Source organism: Streptomyces sp. NPDC043726 (assembly GCF_056436565.1).
On record NZ_JBWKCI010000009.1, the window covers coordinates 392,853 to 414,406 of the forward strand.

At 71.7% G+C, this 21,554-nt stretch carries 18 protein-coding genes; 11 read left to right on the forward strand and 7 right to left on the reverse strand.

What is annotated here, in order from left to right:
• Positions 1-28: 28 nt before the first annotated feature.
• The 8 genes from AC068Z_RS27220 to dnaK all read left to right on the forward strand — a co-directional run bounded on the left by AC068Z_RS27220 (position 29) and on the right by dnaK (position 10,307).
• A complete protein-coding gene (locus tag AC068Z_RS27220) occupies positions 29-430 on the forward strand; it encodes a hypothetical protein (RefSeq protein ID WP_478560809.1) in 402 nt (133 codons plus the stop codon).
• A 153-nt stretch (positions 431-583) separates the two neighbouring features.
• Complete coding sequence (locus AC068Z_RS27225; protein WP_478560812.1) at positions 584-2,680, forward strand: phage holin family protein; 2,097 nt, start codon at positions 584-586, stop codon at positions 2,678-2,680.
• A gap of 80 nt (positions 2,681-2,760) precedes the next feature.
• On the forward strand, positions 2,761-3,822 hold the full coding sequence (locus AC068Z_RS27230; RefSeq protein WP_478560815.1) for an ATP-binding protein: 1,062 nt from the start codon (positions 2,761-2,763) through the stop codon (positions 3,820-3,822).
• A gap of 56 nt (positions 3,823-3,878) precedes the next feature.
• The gene (locus AC068Z_RS27235; protein ID WP_478561017.1) at positions 3,879-5,612 is read left to right on the forward strand and encodes a vWA domain-containing protein; all 1,734 of its coding nucleotides are present in this window, start codon (positions 3,879-3,881) and stop codon (positions 5,610-5,612) included.
• 65 nt (positions 5,613-5,677) lie between these two features.
• Positions 5,678-6,106: an OsmC family protein gene (locus AC068Z_RS27240; protein ID WP_478560818.1), complete on the forward strand. Its 429-nt coding sequence runs from the start codon at positions 5,678-5,680 to the stop codon at positions 6,104-6,106.
• 110 nt (positions 6,107-6,216) lie between these two features.
• A complete protein-coding gene (locus AC068Z_RS27245) occupies positions 6,217-7,599 on the forward strand; it encodes a CorA family divalent cation transporter (protein ID WP_478560821.1) in 1,383 nt (460 codons plus the stop codon).
• A 5-nt stretch (positions 7,600-7,604) separates the two neighbouring features.
• Entirely contained in the window at positions 7,605-8,354 is a 750-nt protein-coding gene (locus tag AC068Z_RS27250; RefSeq protein WP_478560823.1) for a glycerophosphodiester phosphodiesterase family protein, read from the forward strand.
• Positions 8,355-8,444: 90 nt separating this feature from the next.
• On the forward strand, positions 8,445-10,307 hold the full coding sequence (gene dnaK / locus AC068Z_RS27255; protein ID WP_478560826.1) for a molecular chaperone DnaK: 1,863 nt from the start codon (positions 8,445-8,447) through the stop codon (positions 10,305-10,307).
• Positions 10,308-10,310: 3 nt separating this feature from the next.
• Here dnaK and AC068Z_RS27260 read toward each other — a convergent pair whose 3' ends face one another.
• Positions 10,311-11,186 (reverse strand): SDR family oxidoreductase, encoded by an 876-nt coding sequence (locus AC068Z_RS27260; RefSeq protein WP_478560829.1) that lies wholly within the window; start codon positions 11,184-11,186, stop codon positions 10,311-10,313.
• Between the two features lie 132 nt (positions 11,187-11,318).
• Here AC068Z_RS27260 and AC068Z_RS27265 point away from each other — a divergent pair, with 132 nt between their 5' ends.
• Entirely contained in the window at positions 11,319-12,209 is an 891-nt protein-coding gene (locus AC068Z_RS27265) for a LysR family transcriptional regulator (protein ID WP_478560832.1), read from the forward strand.
• Between the two features lie 4 nt (positions 12,210-12,213).
• Here the strand turns inward: AC068Z_RS27265 and narI are convergent, their stop codons facing one another.
• The 5 genes from narI to AC068Z_RS27290 form a co-directional block, all read right to left on the reverse strand.
• The gene (gene narI, locus AC068Z_RS27270; RefSeq protein ID WP_478560835.1) at positions 12,214-12,936 is read right to left on the reverse strand and encodes a respiratory nitrate reductase subunit gamma; all 723 of its coding nucleotides are present in this window, start codon (positions 12,934-12,936) and stop codon (positions 12,214-12,216) included.
• Positions 12,933-13,427, reverse strand: a complete 495-nt coding sequence (gene narJ, locus AC068Z_RS27275; protein ID WP_478560838.1) for a nitrate reductase molybdenum cofactor assembly chaperone — start codon at positions 13,425-13,427, stop codon at positions 12,933-12,935. Before narJ ends, narI begins: the two co-directional genes overlap by 4 nt.
• Positions 13,427-15,025, reverse strand: coding sequence for a nitrate reductase subunit beta (gene narH, locus AC068Z_RS27280; RefSeq protein ID WP_478560841.1), 1,599 nt, complete (start codon positions 15,023-15,025; stop codon positions 13,427-13,429). Before narH ends, narJ begins: the two co-directional genes overlap by 1 nt.
• The gene (locus AC068Z_RS27285) at positions 15,025-18,693 is read right to left on the reverse strand and encodes a nitrate reductase subunit alpha (protein ID WP_478560844.1); all 3,669 of its coding nucleotides are present in this window, start codon (positions 18,691-18,693) and stop codon (positions 15,025-15,027) included. The genes narH and AC068Z_RS27285 overlap by 1 nt, the downstream gene beginning before the upstream one ends.
• Before the next feature lie 102 nt (positions 18,694-18,795).
• A complete protein-coding gene (locus AC068Z_RS27290) occupies positions 18,796-19,659 on the reverse strand; it encodes a helix-turn-helix domain-containing protein (RefSeq protein WP_478560847.1) in 864 nt (287 codons plus the stop codon).
• Positions 19,660-19,905: 246 nt separating this feature from the next.
• Here AC068Z_RS27290 and AC068Z_RS27295 point away from each other — a divergent pair, with 246 nt between their 5' ends.
• Positions 19,906-20,331, forward strand: coding sequence for a hypothetical protein (locus AC068Z_RS27295; protein ID WP_478560849.1), 426 nt, complete (start codon positions 19,906-19,908; stop codon positions 20,329-20,331).
• On the opposite strand, the gene AC068Z_RS27300 is transcribed toward AC068Z_RS27295, so the two are convergent.
• Entirely contained in the window at positions 20,313-21,113 is an 801-nt protein-coding gene (locus AC068Z_RS27300) for a helix-turn-helix domain-containing protein (RefSeq protein WP_478560852.1), read from the reverse strand. The two genes, AC068Z_RS27295 and AC068Z_RS27300, sit on opposite strands and share 19 nt — an antisense overlap.
• Before the next feature lie 131 nt (positions 21,114-21,244).
• Between AC068Z_RS27300 and AC068Z_RS27305 the strand changes: the two genes are divergently transcribed.
• Positions 21,245-21,550, forward strand: coding sequence for a 4a-hydroxytetrahydrobiopterin dehydratase (locus AC068Z_RS27305; RefSeq protein WP_478560854.1), 306 nt, complete (start codon positions 21,245-21,247; stop codon positions 21,548-21,550).
• Positions 21,551-21,554: the final 4 nt, after the last annotated feature.

Genomic DNA, 21,554 nt, shown 5'->3' on the forward strand with positions numbered 1-21,554 from the left:
CCTGAAACCCGGAGGTGAGGGGGACCCCATGGGACCGGTGCGGGTCACGGCGATCGCGAGTCTGACGCCGCTTGAGGAACTGGACGCCGACCCCTTCCTGGTGGATTCCCGCAGCCAGCACGCGATGTGCGCGCGGTGGGCGGCGGAGCGCGGATACACGGTGAGCCGGGAACTGCTGGTGCGCGGACTGCGGGCGGACCACTGCGTGCTGTGGGACGGCGTGCGTCCCGGAGTCGACCTGTTCGTGGTGCCCAGCCGCCGGGTGCTGGAGAGCGCCCTGTCCTCCGTCGAGGAGTTCACCGCCGAGTGCGCCCGACGCGGGGTCCGGGTGGAGACGGTGGGTTGCGAGGAGCCCCGCTACGACTCCCGGATGAAGGCCCACGTGCACCGCCGGCTGACCCTGCCGACCGCGGGCTACGACGGGCGGTAGGTCAATACAGCCAGGTCCTGCCGCGGGCAGGCGGGCAGGCGGGCAGGTGACGGCAGGGCGGCCTGGCAACGGCCCCGTGCTTCCGCGCGTCCATATGACAAGGTGGAGGCAGGCCCGCCGGACAGTCGGGTCGGGACGTGAGGTGTACGGGGCGTGGTTGGGCGGCGTTGGCGGCGGGTGGCCAGTCAGGTCGGGCGCAGCGTCGCGGTGTGGGTGGTGTCGACGCTCACCATGCTGGTGCTCGCCGGGATCCTGCCGGACTTCCAGCTCCAGTCCGCCGACGGCGACAGCGCCACCCGGATCGCGGTCACCGCGGCCTTCGGCGCCGGTGCCTTCGGTGTGCTGTCGGCCCTGGTCTGGCCGCTGCTCGTCCGGCTGCTGCTGCTCGTGCCCGCGCTCGTCCTCGGTCTGCTGGTCTTCTTCCTCAACGGCGCCCTCCTGCTCGTCGCCCTGCGGCTGAACCCCGCCGAGCGCGGCGGCGCCGCCTGGGAGACCGCCGTGGTGGTCGCCGCCGTGATGTCGGCGGTCGCCTCCGCCACCGGCGCCGCCCTCGCCGTACGCGACGACGACGCCTACCGGCGCCGGCTGTACCGCCTCGCCGACCGCCGGCGCGGCAGCGCACCGCCCTGTCCGTCCACCCCCGGAACCGTCTTCATGCAGCTCGACGGGGTCGGTCACGACGTGCTGCGGGACGCCGTCGGCAAGGGGCTCATGCCCACCCTCGCCCGCTGGACCGACGGCGACCGCCCCACCCACCGGCTGACCCCCTGGCGCACCGACTGGTCCAGCCAGACCGGCGCCAGCCAGCTCGGCATCCTGCACGGCAGCAACTTCGACGTCCCCGCCTTCCGCTGGTACGAGAAGGACAGCCGCGAGGTGATGGTCTGCAACCGCCCGACCAGCGCCGCCGAGCTGCAGCGCCGCGCCCGCGAGGCCTCCGGCGGCGGCGGACTGCTCACCGTCGACGGCGCCAGCCGCGGCAACCTGTTCAGCGGCGGCGCCGAGGAGCAGGCCCTGGTGCTGTCCATCGCGACCAGGCGCCGCAGCCGCGAGAACCGTTCCCGGGCGGGCTACTTCGCCTACTTCTCCGACCCGGCGAACGCGGTGCGCACCGCGCTGTCGTTCGTCGCCGAGGTCGGCCGGGAGATCGGCCAGTCCACCCGCGCCCGGCTGCGCAAGGCCCGCCCGCGGGTCTCGCGCGGCGGCCTCTACCCCTTCGTACGGGCCTTCGCGACCATCGTCGAACGGGACGTCGTCGTCGCCGCGGTGATGGGCGACATGCTCGCCGGCCGCACCGCCGTCTACGCCGACCTCGTCGCCTACGACGAAGTAGCCCACCACTCCGGGCCGGTCAGCCGCGACGCGGAGAAGGTCCTCCAGCGCCTCGACGAGGCGCTGGCACTGATCGAGCAGGTCGCCGAGCACGCGCCGCGGCCGTACCGGATCGTCGTGCTCTCCGACCACGGGCAGAGCCCCGGCGAGACCTTCCGTTCGCGCTACGGCCTCACCCTCGGCGATCTGGTCCGGGCCGGCTGCGGGCTGCCCGTGCCGCGCCGGGCCCGGCGCACCCACAGCGGCGCCGAGGCCCGCGCCGCCGTACGGGCCGCACTGCGGATCCCCGTCGAGGAGCACGGCGAGCGGCACCGCCCGGACCGCCACTCGGAGCCGATGGTGCTGGCCTCCGGCAACCTCGGCCTGATCTCCTTCCCGGACGTCCCGCACCGGATGACCAAGGAGGAGATCGACGCCCGCCACCCCGCGCTGCTGACCACCCTCGCCAACCACCCCGGCGTCGGCTTCCTGCTGGTGGGCAGCGAGCGGCACGGCGGGGTCGTGCTCGGCCCCTTCGGCACCGAGATCCCCCTGGACCGCCTCGACCAGGACCCGGGCCCGCTCGCCCCCTTCGGCCCCGGCGCCGCCGAGGTCGTGCGGCGCACCCACACCTTCCCGCACACCGCCGACGTCATGGTCAACTCCATGTACGACCCGGCCGACGGCGAAGTCCTCGCCTTCGAGGAGCAGATCGGCTCGCACGGCGGCCTGGGCGGCGCCCAGGGCAGGCCCTTCCTGCTCTCCCCGCTCGCCCTGTCCACGCCGGTCGAGGACGGCACGGAACTCGTCGGCGCCGAGCAGGTGCACCGCGTCCTGCGCCGCTGGCTGGACGAGTCGGGCGGGCCGCAGATGCCGGTGGAGCGGGCGGCCAAGGAGCGGGCGGAGAGGGAGCGGGCGGCAGGGGAGCGGGCGGCCTGAAAACCGGGTGCGTCAAAACGGTCGTACGCACACACTGTTCACCGTCGAACTCGCTCGAACACCCTTGAGAGGTCCCTGCTTTGCAGGCTGCTGCAACCGTCACCCCTGCCCGTCTCCCCGAACTCCTCCTCGGCCTCGCCACCGTGCGGCCGGTCTTCGTCTGGGGTGCCCCCGGCATCGGGAAGTCCTCCCTGGTGCGGGACTTCGCCGAGTCGCTGGGCCTGGAGTGCGTGAGCCTGCTCGGCACCCAGCTCGCGCCCGAGGACCTGATCGGTGTGCCGCAGATCCGGGACGGGCGGTCGGTGTTCTGCCCGCCGGAGACGATCGCCCGGGACGAGCCGTACTGCCTGTTCCTGGACGAGCTGAACGCGGCCACGCCGGATGTGCAGAAGGCGTTCTACTCGCTGATCCTGGACCGCCGTATCGGCAACTACGAGCTGCCCAAGGGGTCGATCGTCATCGGGGCCGGGAACCGCGCCACCGACAACGCCCTCGCCCGGCCCATCGCCTCCGCGCTCGTCAACCGCCTCACCCATGTCCACCTGGAGGCGTCCCCCAAGGACTGGCTGGTCTGGGCCGCGGGCAACGACGTCCACCCGTGGGTGGTGGACCACCTCACCGACCGGCCGGACCACCTGTGGTCCAAGCCGCCCAAGACCGAGGAGCCGTTCTCCACGCCCCGCTCCTGGCACATGCTCTCCGACGCGCTGCACTCCTTCGGACCCGGCCTGGACGAGGAGACCCTGAAGGTCCTCGCGCACGGCACGCTGACGCCCGCCCACGCGACGGCGTTCTGCGGCTACGTCAAGATCGTCCGCAGTCAGTTCGGCATCGAGGCCATCATCAAGGGCGACGCCCGCTGGCCGAACCGCCTCGCCGACCGCGATCTGCTCTACTACCTCGCCGACTCCTTCCGCGGACGCCTGATCAAGGAGCTGCCCGCGAGCAAGGAGCACATGTCGGCGAGCGGGCGCCAGACCGCCTACCGCGCCAAGTCGCTGCTCGTGCAGCTCGCGGAGATCTCCGTCGAGGTCGCCCAGACCGTCATCGCCTCCGACGCCGACGGCAACCCGGTGCTGCCCTCCTGGTTCCTCGTGGAGGCGGCCCGGGACATGCCCCGCCTGGTGGAGGCGCGCCGGTGAGCCGGGAGCGGCCGAAGAAGAAGCGCGACCTCGCGGGCGAGGCCTTCGCCGAGGGGATGCGGCTGGTGAAGGCCAACCCGGCGCTGGCGGCGGTGGAGTTCGACGTCTGCCGCCAGGAGAGCTGCGAGCTGGCCCCGCGCGAGGGACTCGTCCGGGTCACCTCCAGCGCCACCCTGCACGCCCACCCGGACCGCATGGCCGACCCGGCCGACTGGGCCTGGGCCCTCGCCCACGCCGTCCTCCACCTCGGCTTCGGCCATGTCCCTGCCGCCAAGGGCGAACGCACCCAGCCCGACCGCTGCGACCTCGTCGCCCGCTGTGTCGTCGTCAACCGCTTCCTGCTCGGCTTCCCCATCGGCAAGACCCCGGAACACCTGCCCGCCACCTACCCCGACGGTGACGAGGAGCAGCTCGCCGCGCGCTGGCGCCGCGACGGCATCCCGGCCGTGTACGAGCGGAGCGGCACCGCGGGCGACGCCCCCGACCTGCGGCTGGTGGAGTGGCACGGCTGGTACGGGCAGCCGCCCGACCACCAGCTGGCCTTCGCCACGGCGCTCACCCGTACCGTGTCCGCCGCGATGGACATGGCGGGCGGCCGTCGCGACAGCCTCACCGGCGAACCGGCCGCCCTGCGCCCCTGGCAGCGCGCCCTGAGCTGGTTCGTCTCCTCCTACCCGCTGCTCGCCGGGATCGCGGCCGGGATCAAGCTGGTCGCCGACGCCGAACTCGCGCGCGCCCACGGCATCTCCGTCGCCGCGGTGAACGCCGAGGCGGGCGAGATCTACATCAACCCGCTGCGCACCTTCGAGGACGAGGAGTGGCGGTTCGTCCTCGCCCACGAGATGCTGCACGCCGCCCTGCGCCACGGCGACCGCTGCGGCGCCCGCGACCCCTATCTCTTCAACGTCGCCTGCGACTACGTCATCAACGGCTGGCTCAAGGAGATGGACGTCGGCACGATGCCGGAGGGGCTCCTGTACGACGCCACGCTCGCGGGTCTGTCCGCCGAGGAGGTCTACGACCGGCTCGCCGGCGACCTGCGCCGGATGCGGCGCCTGGCCACTCTTCGCGGCAAGGGCGCCGGCGACATCCTGGGCGGCCCGCTCGGACCGCCCCGCGACTACGTCGACCTCGACGAGTTCTACCGTCGCGGCCTCCACCAGGGCCTGGACCTGCACCAGCGGCAGGAGCGCGGCTTCCTGCCCGGCGGCCTGGTCGAGGAGATCCGCACGCTCAGTCATCCGCCGCTGCCCTGGGACGCGCAACTGGCCCGCTGGTTCGACGAGTTCGTGCCCCGTCCGGAGCCGGTGCGGACGTACGCCCGCCCGGCGCGCCGCCAGGCCTCCACGCCCGACATCCCGCGCGCGGGACGGTACTTCCCGCCGGAGGAGATCGCCCGCTGCACCTTCGGCGTGGTCCTGGACACCTCCGGCTCCATGAATCGGATCCTGCTCGGCAAGGCCCTCGGCGCCATCGCCTCCTACGCCGAGGCCCGGGACGTCCCGGCCGCGAGGGTCGTGTTCTGCGACGCTGCCGCCCACGACGCGGGCTATGTGTCCGTGACGGACATCGCCGGGAGGGTGCGGGTGCACGGCCGGGGCGGCACGATCCTCCAGCCGGGCGTCGATCTCCTGCACCGCGCGGAGGACTTCCCGCCCGGGGCGCCGGTGCTGATCATCACGGACGGCTGGTGCGACGTGCTGCGGGTGAAGCGCGAGCACGCCTACCTGATCCCGCAGGGAGCCCGGCTGCCGTTCACCGCGCGTGGGCCGGTCTTCCGGGTGAGTTGAGCCGGAGTGTGATCGGATGGGGTCCACGGACCCCCGAACACGGGACCTCACCGAAGGGATTCATCGTGGCAACCACGCGCTCCGCACACACCGTGTGGGAAGGCAACCTGTTCCAGGGCAACGGCGTCGTCACCTTCGACTCCTCCGGCGCGATCGCCGCGCAGCCGGTGTCGTGGCCCTCGCGCGCCGAGGCGGCCAATGGCAAGACCAGCCCGGAGGAGCTGATCGCGGCGGCCCACTCCAGCTGCTACTGCATGGCCTTCTCCAACGGCCTGGACAAGGCCGGCACCCCGCCCACCAAGCTCGTCACCTCCGCGGACGTGACCTTCCAGCCGGGTGAGGGCATCACCGGCATCCACCTCACCGTCGAGGGCACGGTGCCCGGCATCAGCGAGGCGGACTTCCTCGCCGCCGCCGAGGACGCCAAGGCCAACTGCCCGGTCAGCCAGGCCCTGAAGGCCGTCCCGATCACCCTCACCGCGAAGCTCGCCTGAGCATCGGGCGGCGTTCGACGGTCATGGTTCGCGCAGGTCGTCCACCCGGGCGGCCTGCGCGACGTCGGTTCGGGGTATGACATGGACGCCGGTGAGTCGGAGGGACCGCGATGGTGACGGGAACGGCGGGCAGCGAGACGGTGCTTGACATCGGCTCTCGGGAAGTGACCCGGATTCTGCTGCTGTTCAGCCTCGGCTGCCGCGTGCGCCCGCCGGACCCGGCGCCGCAGGGACTCGTCGAGCGTTTCCGGTTCGGCCGCTTCGCGCCGCACCTGGAATCCGGCGAGGCGGTGCTGCCCGTACCGGTGCTGACCGAGCGGATGGCCGCCGGTGAGCTGGGACTGCCCGACGGCGACCACGGTCTGCGCCTCGCCTCCGTCGACCTCCTCGTCGTCGCCACCCCGCGCGGCGACGCCACCCTGATGCTGGACTGCGAGTTCGCCGGCGCCACCGACGCCCGTGCGGTCTCCGCCTGGCTCGCCACCACCTGCTTCGCCCGCGAGCGCCTCCAATGCGGCGACCGGCCCCTGCTGGAGGTGCTGCGTGAACGCCTGGGCCTGCCCGAGCCCCTCACCTTCGGCCTGAACGTGCACCAACTCGTCTTCCCCGGCGGCCGGTTGCGCGAGGAGCTGCTCGCCCACGGCGACGAGTCCCGGCAGTCGGCGCTGCTCAACGGGATCATCTACCGCGGCAGGATGCCGGCCGAGGCCGCCGACCGTCTCCGGGTCAGCGTGCCGCCCAACCTCAGGAACCACGGCGTCACCCTCTCCGCCCACGGCCGGGGCGTCTCCGTCCAGGCGGGCTGGGCCTTGCACGTGGAGAACGGCCTGGCCGTGGTGGCCCTCGGCATGATCTCGGCGCTGGCCGTGCTGCAGCGCACCCGGCTCGCGGCCTTCGCGATGATGAAGCAGAACGAGCAGGCGGCGACCCGCTCGGCCGCCGAGGTCCGCACCCTGATCTCCCGGCTCTCGGACGGCGTCAACGAACTCCAGCTGGACCTCGCCTTCGGAGTCGAGGCGTACGTCGACAGCCTGCTGATCCCCGAGATGCTCACGGAGAGCTTCCAGTCCTCGCTGGGCGACACCCTCGGCATCCGCGACAGCCTCGACAACTCGGCCCGCATGGTCGAGCGGCTGACCTCCGTCATCAACGCCCGCTCGGCGGCCCTGGACGCCGCCCTCGCCGACCGCGACGAGCGGCAGAACCGGGTCATCTCCGCGCTCGTCGCCGCGGCCACCCTGATAGCCCTGCCGCCCACCCTGCTGCTCGCCTTCTTCGGCGTGAACGCCACCGACGTCGACGAGGGCCGGTCCATCATCGACCTCGGCCGGTACGGCACCGCGTACGCTCTGGCCTGGCTGCCCTTCGTCATCCTGGTCGTCATCGGATACGTCCTGCTCCGCAGGGTCGGCAGACGGCCCGGCACCCTGCTGCCCGCGTCCGCCGACCCGCCCCCTCCGGTGCCCGCACCGCGTACCCCCTCCGGGAGTTGACGATCATGCCGCGACGACCCGCCGTCTCCGCCCACCGGGGCGGCTCCGAACGCGCCGGTGCCGCCACCTGGGAGGCGTACGAGGACGCGCTGCTCAGCGGCGCGGAGTACGTCGAGTTCGACATCCGGCGTACGGCCGACGGCGTCCTCGCCGTCTACCACGACGCCCGCGTCGACCACACCGGACCGCTGCTGTCAGCGATCTCCCACGCCGAGCTGAGCGAGCGCGCCGGATACCCGGTGCCGGTCGTCGACGAGGTCATGGAGCTGATCGCGGGCCGGCTCGTCGGCCACCTCGACCTCAAGGAGGCCGGCTACGAGCGCGAGGTGATCGACCGGGCCGTCGCCCTGCTCGGGGCGGACGGATTCGTCGCCACCACCCTGGAGGACCGTTCCGTCGCCGCGATCTCCGAGGCCTTCCCCGGGGTCCGTACGGCCCTCTCGCTCGGCCGCGACCGCGACGAGATCGGCTGGGCCCGGCTGGCCGGGACGCGGCTCAGCGAGCTGCTGCCCATGCGCCGGGTGCGCGCCTGCGGGGCCGGCGGGGTCGCCGTGCACCAGCAGCTCGCCCGCGCGAGCGTGCTGCGCGAGGCGACCCGGAACGGACTGTTCACCATGGTCTGGACGGTCAACGACGACACCCTGATGAAGACGTTTCTCGACCATCCGCGCGTGGACGTGCTGATCACCGACCGGCCCCGGCGGGCCGTGGCCCTGCGCGGGGAGCCGAGGGAGCCCGAGCGCACGCTTCGCTGACCCGCCCACGGGTACTGCGGCACCATTGACAAGAGCCCACTCAAGTTTTGTGCTGGAGTCCGGGAAGTGCCCTGGCGGAAGGGGACAGCGATGGGACGTGCGGTCGGTATCGATCTCGGGACCACGAACTCCGTGGTGGCCGTGCTGGAGGGCGGCGAACCCACTGTCGTCGCCAACGCGGAGGGGGCCAGGACCACACCGTCGGTCGTGGCCTTCGCCAAGAACGGCGAGGTGCTCGTCGGCGAGGTGGCCAAACGGCAGGCGGTGACCAACGTCGAGCGCACCGCCCGCTCGGTCAAGCGCTACATGGGGGACGGCGGCTGGCGCTTCCCGCAGGAGGGCTCGGTCGACGGCACCCGCTACCGCGCCCAGGAGCTGTCGGCCCGGGTGCTGCAGAAGCTGAAGCGGGACGCCGAGTCCTACCTCGGCGAGGACGTCACCGACGCGGTGATCACCGTCCCCGCCTACTTCGACGACGCCCAGCGCCAGGCCACCAAGGAGGCCGGGGAGATCGCGGGCCTGAAGGTGCTGCGGATCATCAACGAGCCGACCGCCGCCGCCCTCGCCTACGGCCTTGACCGGGGCGAGGAGCAGACCGTCCTCGTCTTCGACCTCGGCGGCGGCACCTTCGACGTCTCCCTGCTGGAGATCGGTGACGGCGTCATCGAGGTCAAGGCCACCAACGGCGACACCCACCTCGGCGGCGACGACTGGGACCAGCGGGTCGTCGAGCACCTGGTGAAGAAGTTCAAGGGGCAGTACGGCATCGACCTCGGCAACGACAAGATGGCGCTGCAACGGCTGCGCGAGGGTGCCGAGAAGGCCAAGATCGAGCTGTCGTCCTCCTCCGAGACCACGATCAACCTGCCCTACATCACCGCCTCCGCCGAGGGGCCGCTGCATCTCGACGAGAAGATGACCCGGGCCCAGTTCCAGGAGCTGACCGCCGATCTGCTGGACCGCTGCAAGACGCCCTTCCATCAGGCGGTCAAGGACGCCGGGATCAAGCTGGCCGCGGTCGACCACGTGATCCTCGTGGGCGGCTCCACCCGGATGCCGGCCGTGACGGAGCTGGTGAAGGAGCTGACCGGAAAGGACCCGCACAAGGGGGTCAACCCCGACGAGGTCGTGGCCGTCGGGGCCGCGCTCCAGGCCGGTGTGATCCGCGGTGACGTCAAGGACGTCCTGCTCCTCGACGTCACCCCGCTGTCCCTCGGTATCGAGACCAAGGGCGGCATCATGACGAAGCTCATCGAACGCAACACCACGATCCCCACCCGGCGTTCGGAGATCTTCACCACCGCCGCCGACAACCAGCCCTCGGTGGGCATCCAGGTCTACCAGGGCGAGCGGGAGATCGCCGCGTACAACAAGAAGCTCGGCGTCTTCGACCTGACGGGCCTGCCGCCCGCGCCCCGGGGCGTCCCGCAGATCGAGGTCGCCTTCGACATCGACGCCAACGGGATCATGCACGTCTCGGCGAAGGACCTGGCGACCGGTCGCGAGCAGAAGATGACGGTGACGGGTGGCTCGGCCCTCCCGAAGGACGACATCGACCGCATGATGCGGGAGGCCGAGCAGTACGCGGAGGAGGACCGCAAACGCCGGGAGGCGGCCGAGACCCGCAACCAGGCCGAGCAACTCGTGTACCAGACGGAGAAGTTCGTCCGCGACAACGAGGACAAGGTGCCTGCCGACACCAAGGCCGAGGTGGAGTCGGCGATCGGGGAAGTCAAACAACTCCTCGAACGCAACGCGGACACCGCCGAGTTGCGCACGGGAGTGGAGAAACTCGCCTCCGTCAGCCAGAAGATGGGCCAGGCCATGTATGCCCAGACCCAGCAGACTCCCTCGGAGGGAACCGAGCAGCAGACCGCGCCTCAGGACGACGAGGGTGTCGTGGACGCGGAGATCGTGGACGACGAGAAGGACCAGAAGGGCGGGGCGGCCTAGGTTTCAGGACTCGCTCGTGAAGTAGTGCCCCGCGTCCAGGTCCGGGATCAGCTCCCTGTGGGACGGCCGCCAGGCCAGCTGCTTGCGGGTCCCGTCCGCGGAGGCCGGGACGTCCAGGGCGAAGAACGGGCCCAGCCAGCCGAAGTGGTCTGCCGGGGCCGATGCCACCGGCAGACCCGTGCGGCGGCCTATCGCCTCGGCGATCTCCCGCACCGGCACCCCCTCCTCCGCCACCCCGTGCAGCCTCGCTCCCGCCGGGGCCTCCTCCAGGGCCAGGCGGAACAGCCGGGCCGCGTCCAGGCGGTGCACGGCCGACCAGCGGTTGGTGCCGTCGCCGGGGTACGCCGACACGCCCTGGGCGCGGGCGATCTCGATCAGGCGGGGGACGAAGCCGTGGTCGCCCTCGCCGTGGACCGTGGGAGGCAGCCGTACCGCCGAGACCCGTACCCCTCGGTCCGCGTACGCCAGCGCCTCCTCCGAGCCGCGCGGCGATTCCGGTGCGGCCGGGTCGTCCTCCGTGACCACCCGGCCCGGTCCGACCCCCGCGATTCCGGAGGTGACCACGAACGGCCGGCCGGAGCCTGCCAGCGTCTCGCCCAGAGCCGCTATCGCCCCTCGGTCGGTCCTCGCCGCGCCCGCGTAGTCCGAGAAGTCGTGGACGAACGCCGTGTGGATCACGCCGTCCGCCCGCGCCGCTCCCGCCCGCAGACTCGCCACGTCGTCCAGGTCGCCCCGGTGCACCTCCGCTCCCGCCGCCGTCAGCGCCGCCGCGCCGCGGTCGGAGCGGGCCAGGCCCACGACCTGATGGCCCGCGTCCAGGAGCTCACGGACGACCGCGGTACCGATGAAACCGGTGGCCCCGGTGACGAACACACGCATGATGCGACCCTTCGGTCAGAGAGAAGCGGTGACTCCCTCACCCTGCGCCCGCCGAGCGCCACGGATCAAAGATCTGTTCCGCATCAGGCAATACGCTTCAGGCATCACCGCAGGTCAAGCTAGGCTGGTCGAATGCCAGAGCCCGACCTCGACCTCCGCCTGGTCCGGTACTTCACCGTGGTCGCCGAGCACCGCCACTTCGGCCGTGCCGCCGCCGCCCTCGCCGTGGCCCAGCCGTCCCTGAGCCGGCAGATCCGGCGCCTGGAGCAGCAGCTCGGCGCGCGGCTGCTCGACCGCACCCCGCAGGGCAGCCGGCTCACCGGGGCCGGGGAGGTCTTCCTGCCGCTCGCCAAGGCGCTGCTGCGCTCGGCGGGCCAGGCCGCCGCCCGGACCCGGGCCGCCGCCGAACCCAGCCGGATCACCGTCGGCTACACGGCGAACCTGATCGTCACCCCCGCCGTCAAGGAGCTGCGCCACCGGTACCCGGACGCCGAGGTGCGGGCCCAGCACCTCGACTGGGACGACGCCCGTCAGGCGCTGCTGGACCACCGGGCGGACGCGGTGGTGACCCGGCTGCCGATCCCGGCCGAGGGCCTGCACGTCACGATCCTGTACGACGAACCCAGGGTGGTGGTGCTGCCTCTCGACCACCGGCTGGCGGGCAGGGAGTTCGTCACGCTCGACGACATCGCCGAGGAGCCGCTGCCGCGCGTACCGGGCGCCCATCCGGCCTGGGAGGCCTTCTGGCGCATCGACCCCCGCCCGGACGGCCGCCGTGCCCCCGACGGTCCCGAGATCGCCGCCCTGGAGGACAAGTTCGAGCTCATCGCCTCCGGTCAGGCGATCGCCATCACCGCCGACCCGGGCGGCCGCGGCCCGCGCCCGGACGTCACCCAGGTCCCCCTGCACGGGGTCGAGCCCAGCCATGTCGTCCTCGCGACCCGCGCCGACGACCGCGGCCGGCTCGTCACCGCCTTCCGCAGAGCCGCCCGGGCACAGCTCACCGGGCCCCCGCCGCCGTGAGCGCTCAGTACTTGGCCCGCTCCCAGCCGCGCCGCTCGGGACGGGGGCCGAGCTGTCGGGGGTCCCGGGTGCGGTAGACCACGTACGGGCGGAAGAGGTACTGGACCGGCGCGCTGAACATGTGCACCAGCCGTGTGTACGGCACCAGCGCGATCAGTGCCATGCCGATCACCGCGTGGACCTGGTACAGCACCGGGACGCCTTCCATCCGGGCCGTGTCCGGGCTCAGGGTGAACAGGCTGCGCGCCCAAGGCGCCATGGACTGACGGTAGTCGTAGCCGTCGCCCGAGGAGTGGCTCAGCTTGGCGACCATGCCCATCACGATCGCCGCGACCAGCACCAGGTACATCAGCTTGTCGTTGGCGGTGGTCGCGCGGAACACCGGCGCCCGGGTGCGGCGGCGGTAGACCAGCAGCGCGATCCCGGCGACCGTGACGATCCCGGCCGCGGTGCCGCCGATGAGGGAGAACAGGTGGTAGGTGCGCTCGCTCACTCCGAGGGCGTCCGTCCAGGACTCCGGGACGAACAGGCCGATGAGGTGGCCGACCAGCACGAAGAGGATGCCGTAGTGGAAGGCGGGCGAGGCGATGTTCAGCAGCCTGGACTCGTAGATCTGCGAGGAGCGGGTGGTCCAGCCGAACTTGTCGTAGCGGTGGCGCCAGATCAGTCCGGCGACGAGCAGGGCGAAGGCGACGTACGGCAGGACGCCCCAGAGGAGTGTGGTCATCGGCGCACCCCGGTGCGTGCGGTCGGCAGCGTGGCGCACACGGCGTCCAGGACGGCGGCGTACGGTGTGCCGAAGTCGGTGAGCCGGGAGCGGAGTCGCTCCAGGCCGTCGCGGTGCTCGGTGAGCAGGTCGGTGTTGCCGGTGCGGGCGGCGAACTCCAGCACCGCGGGCAGGAAGTCGGGCAGCTCCTCGCCGCTGAACTCCAGGCCCGCCTCGCGGTAGACCTCCTTGAAGCGCACCAGCGACATGCCGCGCCGCCGCGTGTCGCCGTCCCGCCACCAGCTCAGGTAGAGGCTGTGCCGGTTCTTGAAGTCGAAGACCTGCACATAGTGCGCGGCCAGCTCCTGGGGATCGGTGACCGCCGCGTGGTCGGTGAACTCCCGCAGCTGCGGGGCCGCTTCACGCAGCAGCGGCAGCCGGGCGATGAAGTCGTCGTCGGGGTAGGTCAGGCAGAGCGCAGCCGCCTGGTACAGCACCGCGTCCGAGGGCATCAGGTCGTCTCCTCCGCGTCGTCCGAGGTCTGCCGTCTGCGCAGTACGTGGAAGTTCTCCACCGACACCAGCGGCAGCAGCTTGCGGCCCGAGTCCTGGCCGAACGGTCCGTCGCCGCCCATGCCGGGACCGCCGTCGTAGTCGAGGGAGCAGTCCTGCGGCAGCGCGGACTCCTCCAGCCGGCGTGCGTCGCCCACGGCGGCCGTCGGGATCACGTACCGGTCCTCGTACTTGGCGATGGCCAGCAGCCGGTACATCTCCTCGATCTCCTCCGGCCTCATGCCCACGGCGGCCGGCACCGACGGGTCGGGGACCTCGCCGAGGTTCAGGGCCCGCATGTGGGAGCGCATCGCGGCGAGCTTCTCCAGCGAGGCCCGCACCGGAGCGGTGTCACCGGCGGTGAAGACCTCCGCCAGGTACTCCAGCGGGATGCGCAGCGTGTCGATCGCGCCGAACAGGTTCCCCGCGTCCTCGCCGTCGTGCCCGGTCTCCGACAGTGCGTCCACCACCGGCGACAGCGGCGGGATGTACCAGACCATCGGCATCGTGCGGTACTCCGGGTGCAGCGGAAGCGCCACCCGGTACTTGCTGATCAGCGTGTGCACCGGGGAGCGCCGGGCCGCCTCCAGCCAGTCGTACGGGATCCCCGCCGCCTCCGCCGCCCGCCGCACCTCCTCGTCCCCGGGATCGAGGAAGACCCCCAACTGGGCCTCGTACAGCGCCTTCTCGTCCTTCTCGGACGCGGCGGCGGTCACCTTGTCGGCGTCGTAGAGCACGACCCCGAGGTAGCGCAGCCGGCCGACGCAGGTCTCCGAGCAGACCGTCGGCAGCCCCACCTCCAGGCGCGGATAGCACAGGGTGCACTTCTCGGCCTTGCCGGTGCGGTGGTTGAAGTAGACCTTCTTGTACGGGCATCCCGTCACGCACATCCGCCAGCCCCGGCAGTGGTCCTGGTCGACGAGGACGATGCCGTCCTCCGCCCGCTTGTACATCGCGCCGGACGGACAGGACGCCACACAGGACGGGTTCAGGCAGTGCTCGCAGATGCGCGGCAGATAGAACATGAAGGTCTGCTCGAACTCGAACCGCACCTTGTCCGAGGCCTGTTGCCGGGTGCGCTCGACCATGGGGTCGAGGTCGCCGTACGCGGGAGCGCCCGCGAGGTTGTCGTCCCAGTTCGACGACCACTCGATCTTCATCGGCTTGCCGTCGAGCTGCGAGACGGGCCGGGCGACCGGGTAGTCGTCGCCGAGCGGGGCGTCGGTGAGGTTCTTGTAGTCGTACGTCCAGGGCTCGTAGTAGTCCTTGATCTCCGGGAGTTCGGGGTTGGAGAAGATCCCGGCGAGCTTGCGCAGCCGCCCGCCCGCCTTCAGCTTCAGCGCGCCCCGCCGGTTCAGCTCCCAGCCGCCGCGCCAGCGCTCCTGGTCCTCGTAGCGGCGCGGATAGCCCTGCCCCGGGCGGGTCTCGACGTTGTTGAACCAGACGTACTCCATGCCCTGGCGGTTGGTCCACGCCTGCTTGCAGGTGACCGAGCAGGTGTGGCAGCCGATGCACTTGTCGAGGTTCATCACCATGGCGATCTGGGCCATCGGACGCATCAGTACTCGACCTCCTGGCCGCGACGGCGGATCACCGTCACCTCGTCACGCTGGTTGCCCGTAGGGCCCAGGTAGTTGAAGGCCCAGGACAACTGGGCGTAGCCGCCGATGAGATGGGACGGCTTGAGGATCAGCCGGGTGAGGGAGTTGTGGATGCCGCCGCGCGCGCCGGTGGCCTCGGTCTTCGGCACGTTCACCGTGCGCTCCTGGGCGTGGTGCAGGTAGACCGTGCCGGCCGGCATCCGGTGCGAGACGACCGCGCGGGCCACGACCACGCCGTTGCGGTTGACCGCCTCGATCCAGTCGTTGTCGACGACGCCGATCGCCTCCGCGTCCTGCGGGGACATCCAGATGTTCTGGCCGCCGCGGGAGAGCGCCAGCATGAACAGGTTGTCCTGGTACTCGGAGTGGATGGACCACTTGTTGTGCGGAGTGAGGTAGCGGACCGTCACCTCCTTGGTGCCGTCCGGGCCCAGGCGCGGTTCGCCGAACAGCCGGTGCATGTCCAGGGGCGGCCGGTACACCGGCAGCGCCTCGCCCAGCTCGTGGATCCAGTCGTGGTCCAGGAAGAAGTGCTGGCGTCCGGTGAGGGTGTGCCAGGGCTTGAGGTGCTCGGTGTTGAGCGTGAACGCCGTGTAGCGGCGCCCGCCCGCCTCGCTGCCCGACCACTCCGGCGAGGTGATCACCGGCACCGGTGCCGCCTGGGTGTCGGCGTAGGTGACGCGCCTGCCCTCGTGATCGGCGGCGAGGTGGGCCATCTCCTGGCCGGTGCGTGCCTCCAGGGTGCGGAACCCCTGGGTGGCCAGGCGGCCGTTGGTGGTGCCGGACAGGGCGAGGATGGTGTTCGCCGCCTTCACGGCCGTGTCGAGGGACGGGCGGTCGTCGAACGCGACGCCGTTGAGCCGCCGCAGGTGCTCGACCTCCTCGTCCGGCTGCAGCGCGATCCCCTTGGCGGGCAGGCCCAGCCGCTCGACCAGGGGGCCGAGGGCGGAGAACTTCGCGCCGATCCTCGTGTAGTCGCGCTCCACGACCGTCAGGTTCGGCAGGGTCCTGCCGGGCACGGGGTCGCACTCACCGCGCTTCCAGTCCCGTACGACACCGCCCGGCTGGGCGATCTCGCCCGGGGTGTCGTGCTGGAGGGGCGAGGCCACCAGGTCCTTGCGCACCCCGAGATGGCCCTCGGCCAGCTCGCTCAGCCGCTCGGCCAGGGCCTTGAAGGTGTCGAAGTCGGTGCGCGCCTGCCACGGCGGGTCCACGGCCGGGGTGAAGGAGTGCACGTAGGGGTGCATGTCCGTGCTGGACAGATCGTGCTTCTCGTACCAGGTCGCGGCGGGCAGGACGACGTCGGAGAGCAGCGTGGAGGACGTCTGCCGGAAGTCCAGCGACAGCAGCAGGTCGAGCTTGCCCTCGGGCGCCTCCTCCCGCCACGTCACATCGCGCGGACGCTCCTCGGGCCGCGCCTCCTCGGCGCTCAGCGACGACTGCGTGCCCAGGAGGTGCTTGGTGAAGTACTCGGCGCCTTTCGCCGAGGAACCGAGCAGATTGGCCCGCCACAGGGTCAGCACCCGCGGCCAGTTCTCCGGCGCGTCCGGGTCCTCGCAGGCGAACTTGAGGGTGCCCGCGCGGAGTTCGGCCACCGCCTTCGCCACCGGGTCGCCGAACGCCTCGCCCAGCTCCAGCGGATTGCGGTCGAACGTCGGGTACGACGGCATCCACCCCGAACGCGCCGACAGCGCCAGGCAGTCCGCGCCCGTCATTCCCTCGAACCGGCCCTCGCCGAGCGGTGAGGCCAGCACGTCGGCGGTGAAGCGGTCGTAGCGCCACTGGTCGGTGTTGAGGAACCAGTACGCGGTGCCGATCATCTGGCGCGGCGGGCGGGACCAGTCCGAACCGGCCGCGAGGGTGGCCCAGCCGGTCACCGGGCGGCACTTCTCCTGGCCGACGTAGTGCGCCCAGCCGCCGCCGTTGCGGCCCTGGCAGCCGGTGAGCTGGAGCAGGGCGAGGAAGGCGCGGTAGATCGTCTCGGAGTGGAACCAGTGGTTCGTGCCCGCGCCCATGAGGATCATGCAGCGGCCCTTGGACCGCTCGGCGGTCCGCGCGAACTCCCGCGCGATCTTGACGCACTTGGCGGCCGGGACGGAGGTGTGCACCTCCTGCCAGGCGGGGGTGCCGGGCGCGTCCGCGTCCTCGTAGGAGGCGGGCCAGCTGCCGGGCAGGCCGGGCCGGAAGACGCCGTACTGGGCGAGGAGGAGGTCGTGGACCGTCGTCACCAGGGGGCCGTCCTGGCCGCCGAGACGGGTGGCGGGGACGCCTCTGCGCAGGACGTCTCCCCGGCCCTGTTCGGTGTCGAAGCGCGGGAGCAGCACCTCGACACCGGCCGCGATGGCGCTGCCGTACAGGCTCAACCGCGGCTTGATCGCACCGAGTCCGAGGTTCCAGTCGCCCTTGCCGGAATCCGTCCAGCGGAAGCCCAGGGAGCCCTTGGGGACGACCGCGCGTCCGGTGACCTCGTCGAGGACGACCGTCTTCCATTCGGCGCCCTCGCCGCTCTGGCCGAGGTCGGAGGCGCGCAGGAACTTGCCGGGGACGAGGGAGCCGTCCCGTTCGGTGAGCGTGACCAGGAAGGGCAGGTCGGTGAACCGCCGGACGTAGTCGGTGAAGAACGGCGTCTCGCGGTCGACGAAGAACTCCTTGAGGACGACATGGCCCATCGCGAGCGCCAGCGCGCCGTCCGTGCCGGGGTGCGGGTGCAGCCACTCGTCGGCGAACTTCGCGTTGTCCGCGTAGTCGGGGGCGACCACCACGACCTTCTGGCCGCGATAACGGGCCTCCGCCATCCAGTGGGCGTCCGGAGTGCGGGTGACGGGGACGTTCGAACCCCACATCATCAGGTAGGCCGCGTCCCACCAGTCGCCCGACTCCGGTACGTCGGTCTGGTCGCCGAAGACCTGCGGGGAGGCGACGGGAAGGTCCGCGTACCAGTCGTAGAACGACAGCATCGGGGCGCCGATCAGGGAGTGGAAGCGGGCGCCCGCCGCGTGGCTGACCATCGACATCGCGGGGATGGGGGAGAAGCCGGCGATGCGGTCGGGGCCGTACGCCTTGATCGTGTGGACCTGGGCGGCGGCCACGATCTCCACGGCCTCGTCCCAACTCGCCCGCACCAGGCCGCCCTTGCCGCGTGCCCGCTGGTAGCGGCGGCGCCGCTCGGGGTCGCCCTGGATGTCGGCCCAGGCGAGGACGGGGTCCTTCAGGCGCTGCTTGGCCTCCCGGTACAGCTCCAGCAGCACGCCCCGGACGTAGGGGTAGCGCACACGGGTGGGGGAGTAGGTGTACCAGGAGAACGCGGCCCCGCGCGGGCAGCCGCGGGGCTCGTACTCCGGGCGGTCCGGGCCGACGCTCGGGTAGTCCGTCTGCTGGGTCTCCCAGGTGATGATGCCGTCCTTGACGTACACCTTCCAGCGGCAGGAGCCGGTGCAGTTCACGCCGTGCGTGGAGTTCACGACCTTGTCGTGGCTCCAGCGGTCCCGGTAGAAGGCGTCCGCCTCGCGCCCGCCGGTCAGCGCGACGCTGTGCAGGTCCGGCGCGGGAGTGCCGGGCCGGAAGAACCGCCCGGCCTTCAGCAGCGCCGCCCCGGGCTCCGTGGGCGGTGTCTGGGTGTCGGTCACGTGCGCTCCCTTGCTTGCCCGTGATCTCGAACCTAGGGCGGCACCGGGGAGCGCACCTGCTGACGGCACCCGTACGGGTCAGGGCACGGGTGCGGGGACGGCTCAGAAGTCCGCGCGGCGCTCCCTCAGGAGCTTCCTGGTGCGGTCGGCGGAGGCGGCGCCCGTGGACATGTGGTCCAGGACCTCCAGATGGGCCGCGACCTCCGTGCGGGAGTCCAGGTACAGCGCGCCGGTCAGATACTCGGTGAACACCATGTCCGGCAGCTCGGGCTCGCCGAACCGGAAGAGGGTGAAGGGCGCGTACGTGCCGGGGTGCGGGCCGCGGGCGAACTCGGCTATCTGCAGCGTGATCCGGTCCCGCTCGGCGAACTCCAGCAGCTTGTCGAGCTGTTCGCGCATCACCGAGGGATGGATGCTCACCGGCCGCCGCAGCACCGTCTCGTCCATGATCACCCACAGGTGCGGCCGGTCCGGGCTCTCCAGCAGGCGCTGCCGCTCCATCCGCAGCGACACATGCCGCTCGATCATCTCCGGCCCGGTCTGCCCGATGGTGCCGGCCTCCAGCACGGCGCGCGCGTAGTCCTCGGTCTGGAGCAGGCCCGGGACGAAGTGGGGCTCGTACGAGCGGATGATCCGCGCCGCGCCCTCGAGGCTCACATACAGGCTGAACCAGTCCGGCAGGACGTCGTGGTACCGCTGCCACCAGCCCGGCTGGTTCGCCTCCTCGGCCAGCGAGACGAAGGCGGCCGCCTCCTCCTCGGGCACGCCGTACGTCTCCAGCAGCACCTGTACGTACGGGATCTTCAGGGAGACCTCGGCCATCTCCATCCGGCGGACCGTCGCCGAGGCCACCCGCAGGACCTTCGCGGCCTCCTCGCGTTTGAGCCCGGCCGCTTCCCGCAGCTCCTGCAACCGCTTGCCCAGCACCACCTGACCCACGGTCGGCGCAGGCCGCCGCTCACTCACGCCACGCCTCCCCTACGCGCCGAAGTACCCGTGCAGTCTGCCACGTTCCGCTTCCGCTCTCACGGGTTCGCCGGTGAGGCGCTCGCCACTGCCGGGACCGGCATTACCCGGGAGGTAATCGACCAGGTCGGGCGGGCGCGCGATCGTTGGGTCACCGGGCTCCGGGTCGGCGCACTCCGACCCGGGACCCGGGTTCCCGTACCGGCTCCTGTCCGACAGCTCCTACCCGACGGAGGGTGATTCGTCATGTCCGCGCACCAGATCGCCGTGCTCGCCCGGACCTCCGACCCGCAAGCCGTGCTGCGCCGCTTCCTCGCCCTCGACGCGGTGGTGACCGGCGGCAACGCCCTTGCCTACCTCGCCCTTTCCGGGCCGCTCGGGCGGCTGCTCGGGGTGGACTCCGCGCTGCTGCTCGGACTCGGCGCGTTCCTCGCCGTGTACGCCGGTGGCGTTGGCCTGCTCGCCTCGCGCGAGCGGCCCGGCACCCTTCCCGTGCGGGTCGTCGTCGAGGCCAACTTCGGCTGGGCCGCGCTCAGTCTGCTCGCCCTCGCTTTGTGGCTGTCGCCGACCGCGACCGGCGCGGTGTGGACCGTGCTCCAGGCGCTCACCGTGGCCGGGTTCGCCGTGCTGCAGCACATGGCGCTGAGGAACCGTCAGGGCAGCAGCGTCTGAAGGTATTTGACCGTCGCCGGGTCGGCCGGGAGCAGCGTCTCGATGGCCAGCTCGGCGACCGTCACGTCCATCGGGGTGTTGAAGGTGGAGATCGAGGAGATGAAGGACAGCGTCCGGCCCTCGTGCTCGATCTGCAACGGCAGCGCGAAGTACGGCACGGGTTCCTCCGGTTCGCTGCCCGCCCCGGTCTCCGGCACCGGGTATCCGGCCACCTCCTCGTACAGCTCGCGCAGCGGCTCCGAGCGGTGCAGCGCGATCTGCCGTTCCATCTGGGCGAGCAGATGGCCGCGCCACTCGCGCAGGTTGCGGATGCGCGGGGCCAGTCCCTCCGGGTGCAGGGTCAGGCGCATCGCGTTCAGCGGGGGAGCCAGCAGGTGCTCGGGGACGCCGTCGAGGAGCATGAGGATGCCCCGGTTGGCCGCCCGCACGTTGTACATCGCGTCCACCACGATGGCCGGATACGGCTCATAGCCCTGGATCAGCCGCTCCATGCCCGCGCGCACGGCGTCCAGCGCCGGGTCGTCCAGCGGGGTCTCCGGGTAGCGCGGGGCGTAACCCGCCGCCAGCAGCAGGGCGTTGCGCTCCCGGACCGGCACGTCGAGATGCTCGGCGAGCCGCAGGACCATCTCCTCGCTCGGCCGGGAACGGCCCGTCTCGATGAAGCTGATGTGCCGCGCCGAGGAGTCGGCGCGCAGGGCCAGCTCCAGCTGACTGACCCGGCGCTGCTCCCGCCAGGCCCGCAGGAGGGGGCCGACGCCCCGGTCGGTGGAAGTGACGGTCATATGACGACCGTAGACGAAGGAGCGCCGCATCCGGGCGGACCTCCGCGAAGGCACCCCTTCTGACCAGGGCTTCGGCCCTCGCTCTGTGGCAGTCTGGGAGCAAAGCCCGCAGCCCAGGAAGGAGCGGCGTCATGGCCGTCGAACCGTTGTCGCAGAAGGAGATCGAGGACCGGCTCGCGGAGTTGCCGGGCTGGTCGCTCGACGGTGACCGCATCGCCCGTTCCTACCGGCTGTCCTCGCACTTCGCGGCGGCCGCGATGGTCGTCCACATCGCCCGGGTCCAGGAGGAGCTCGACCACCACTCCGACCTCACGCTCGGCTACCACAGCGTCTCCCTCACCGTGAACACCCACAGCGTGGGCGGCGCGGTGACCGAGAAGGACTTCGAGCTGGCACGCCGGGTCCAGGAGCTGGCCGCGGGGCACGGGGCCGAGTGAGGGG

What these genes read in the sequence shown, in the direction of transcription:
- AC068Z_RS27305 (WP_478560854.1), top strand. Translation starts at nt 21,245, where the DNA reads ATGGCCGTCGAACCGTTGTCGCAGAAGGAGATCGAGGACCGGCTCGCG.
- AC068Z_RS27265 (WP_478560832.1), top strand. Translation starts at nt 11,319, where the DNA reads ATGCCAGAGCCCGACCTCGACCTCCGCCTGGTCCGGTACTTCACCGTG.
- AC068Z_RS27295 (WP_478560849.1), top strand. Translation starts at nt 19,906, where the DNA reads ATGTCCGCGCACCAGATCGCCGTGCTCGCCCGGACCTCCGACCCGCAA.
- AC068Z_RS27235 (WP_478561017.1), top strand. Translation starts at nt 3,879, where the DNA reads ATGCGGCTGGTGAAGGCCAACCCGGCGCTGGCGGCGGTGGAGTTCGAC.
- narH (WP_478560841.1), bottom strand. Translation starts at nt 15,025, where the DNA reads ATGCGTCCGATGGCCCAGATCGCCATGGTGATGAACCTCGACAAGTGC.
- AC068Z_RS27250 (WP_478560823.1), top strand. Translation starts at nt 7,605, where the DNA reads ATGCCGCGACGACCCGCCGTCTCCGCCCACCGGGGCGGCTCCGAACGC.
- narJ (WP_478560838.1), bottom strand. Translation starts at nt 13,427, where the DNA reads ATGCCCTCGGACGCGGTGCTGTACCAGGCGGCTGCGCTCTGCCTGACC.
- AC068Z_RS27220 (WP_478560809.1), top strand. Translation starts at nt 29, where the DNA reads ATGGGACCGGTGCGGGTCACGGCGATCGCGAGTCTGACGCCGCTTGAG.
- dnaK (WP_478560826.1), top strand. Translation starts at nt 8,445, where the DNA reads ATGGGACGTGCGGTCGGTATCGATCTCGGGACCACGAACTCCGTGGTG.
- AC068Z_RS27260 (WP_478560829.1), bottom strand. Translation starts at nt 11,186, where the DNA reads ATGCGTGTGTTCGTCACCGGGGCCACCGGTTTCATCGGTACCGCGGTC.
- AC068Z_RS27300 (WP_478560852.1), bottom strand. Translation starts at nt 21,113, where the DNA reads ATGACCGTCACTTCCACCGACCGGGGCGTCGGCCCCCTCCTGCGGGCC.
- AC068Z_RS27245 (WP_478560821.1), top strand. Translation starts at nt 6,217, where the DNA reads ATGGTGACGGGAACGGCGGGCAGCGAGACGGTGCTTGACATCGGCTCT.
- narI (WP_478560835.1), bottom strand. Translation starts at nt 12,936, where the DNA reads ATGACCACACTCCTCTGGGGCGTCCTGCCGTACGTCGCCTTCGCCCTG.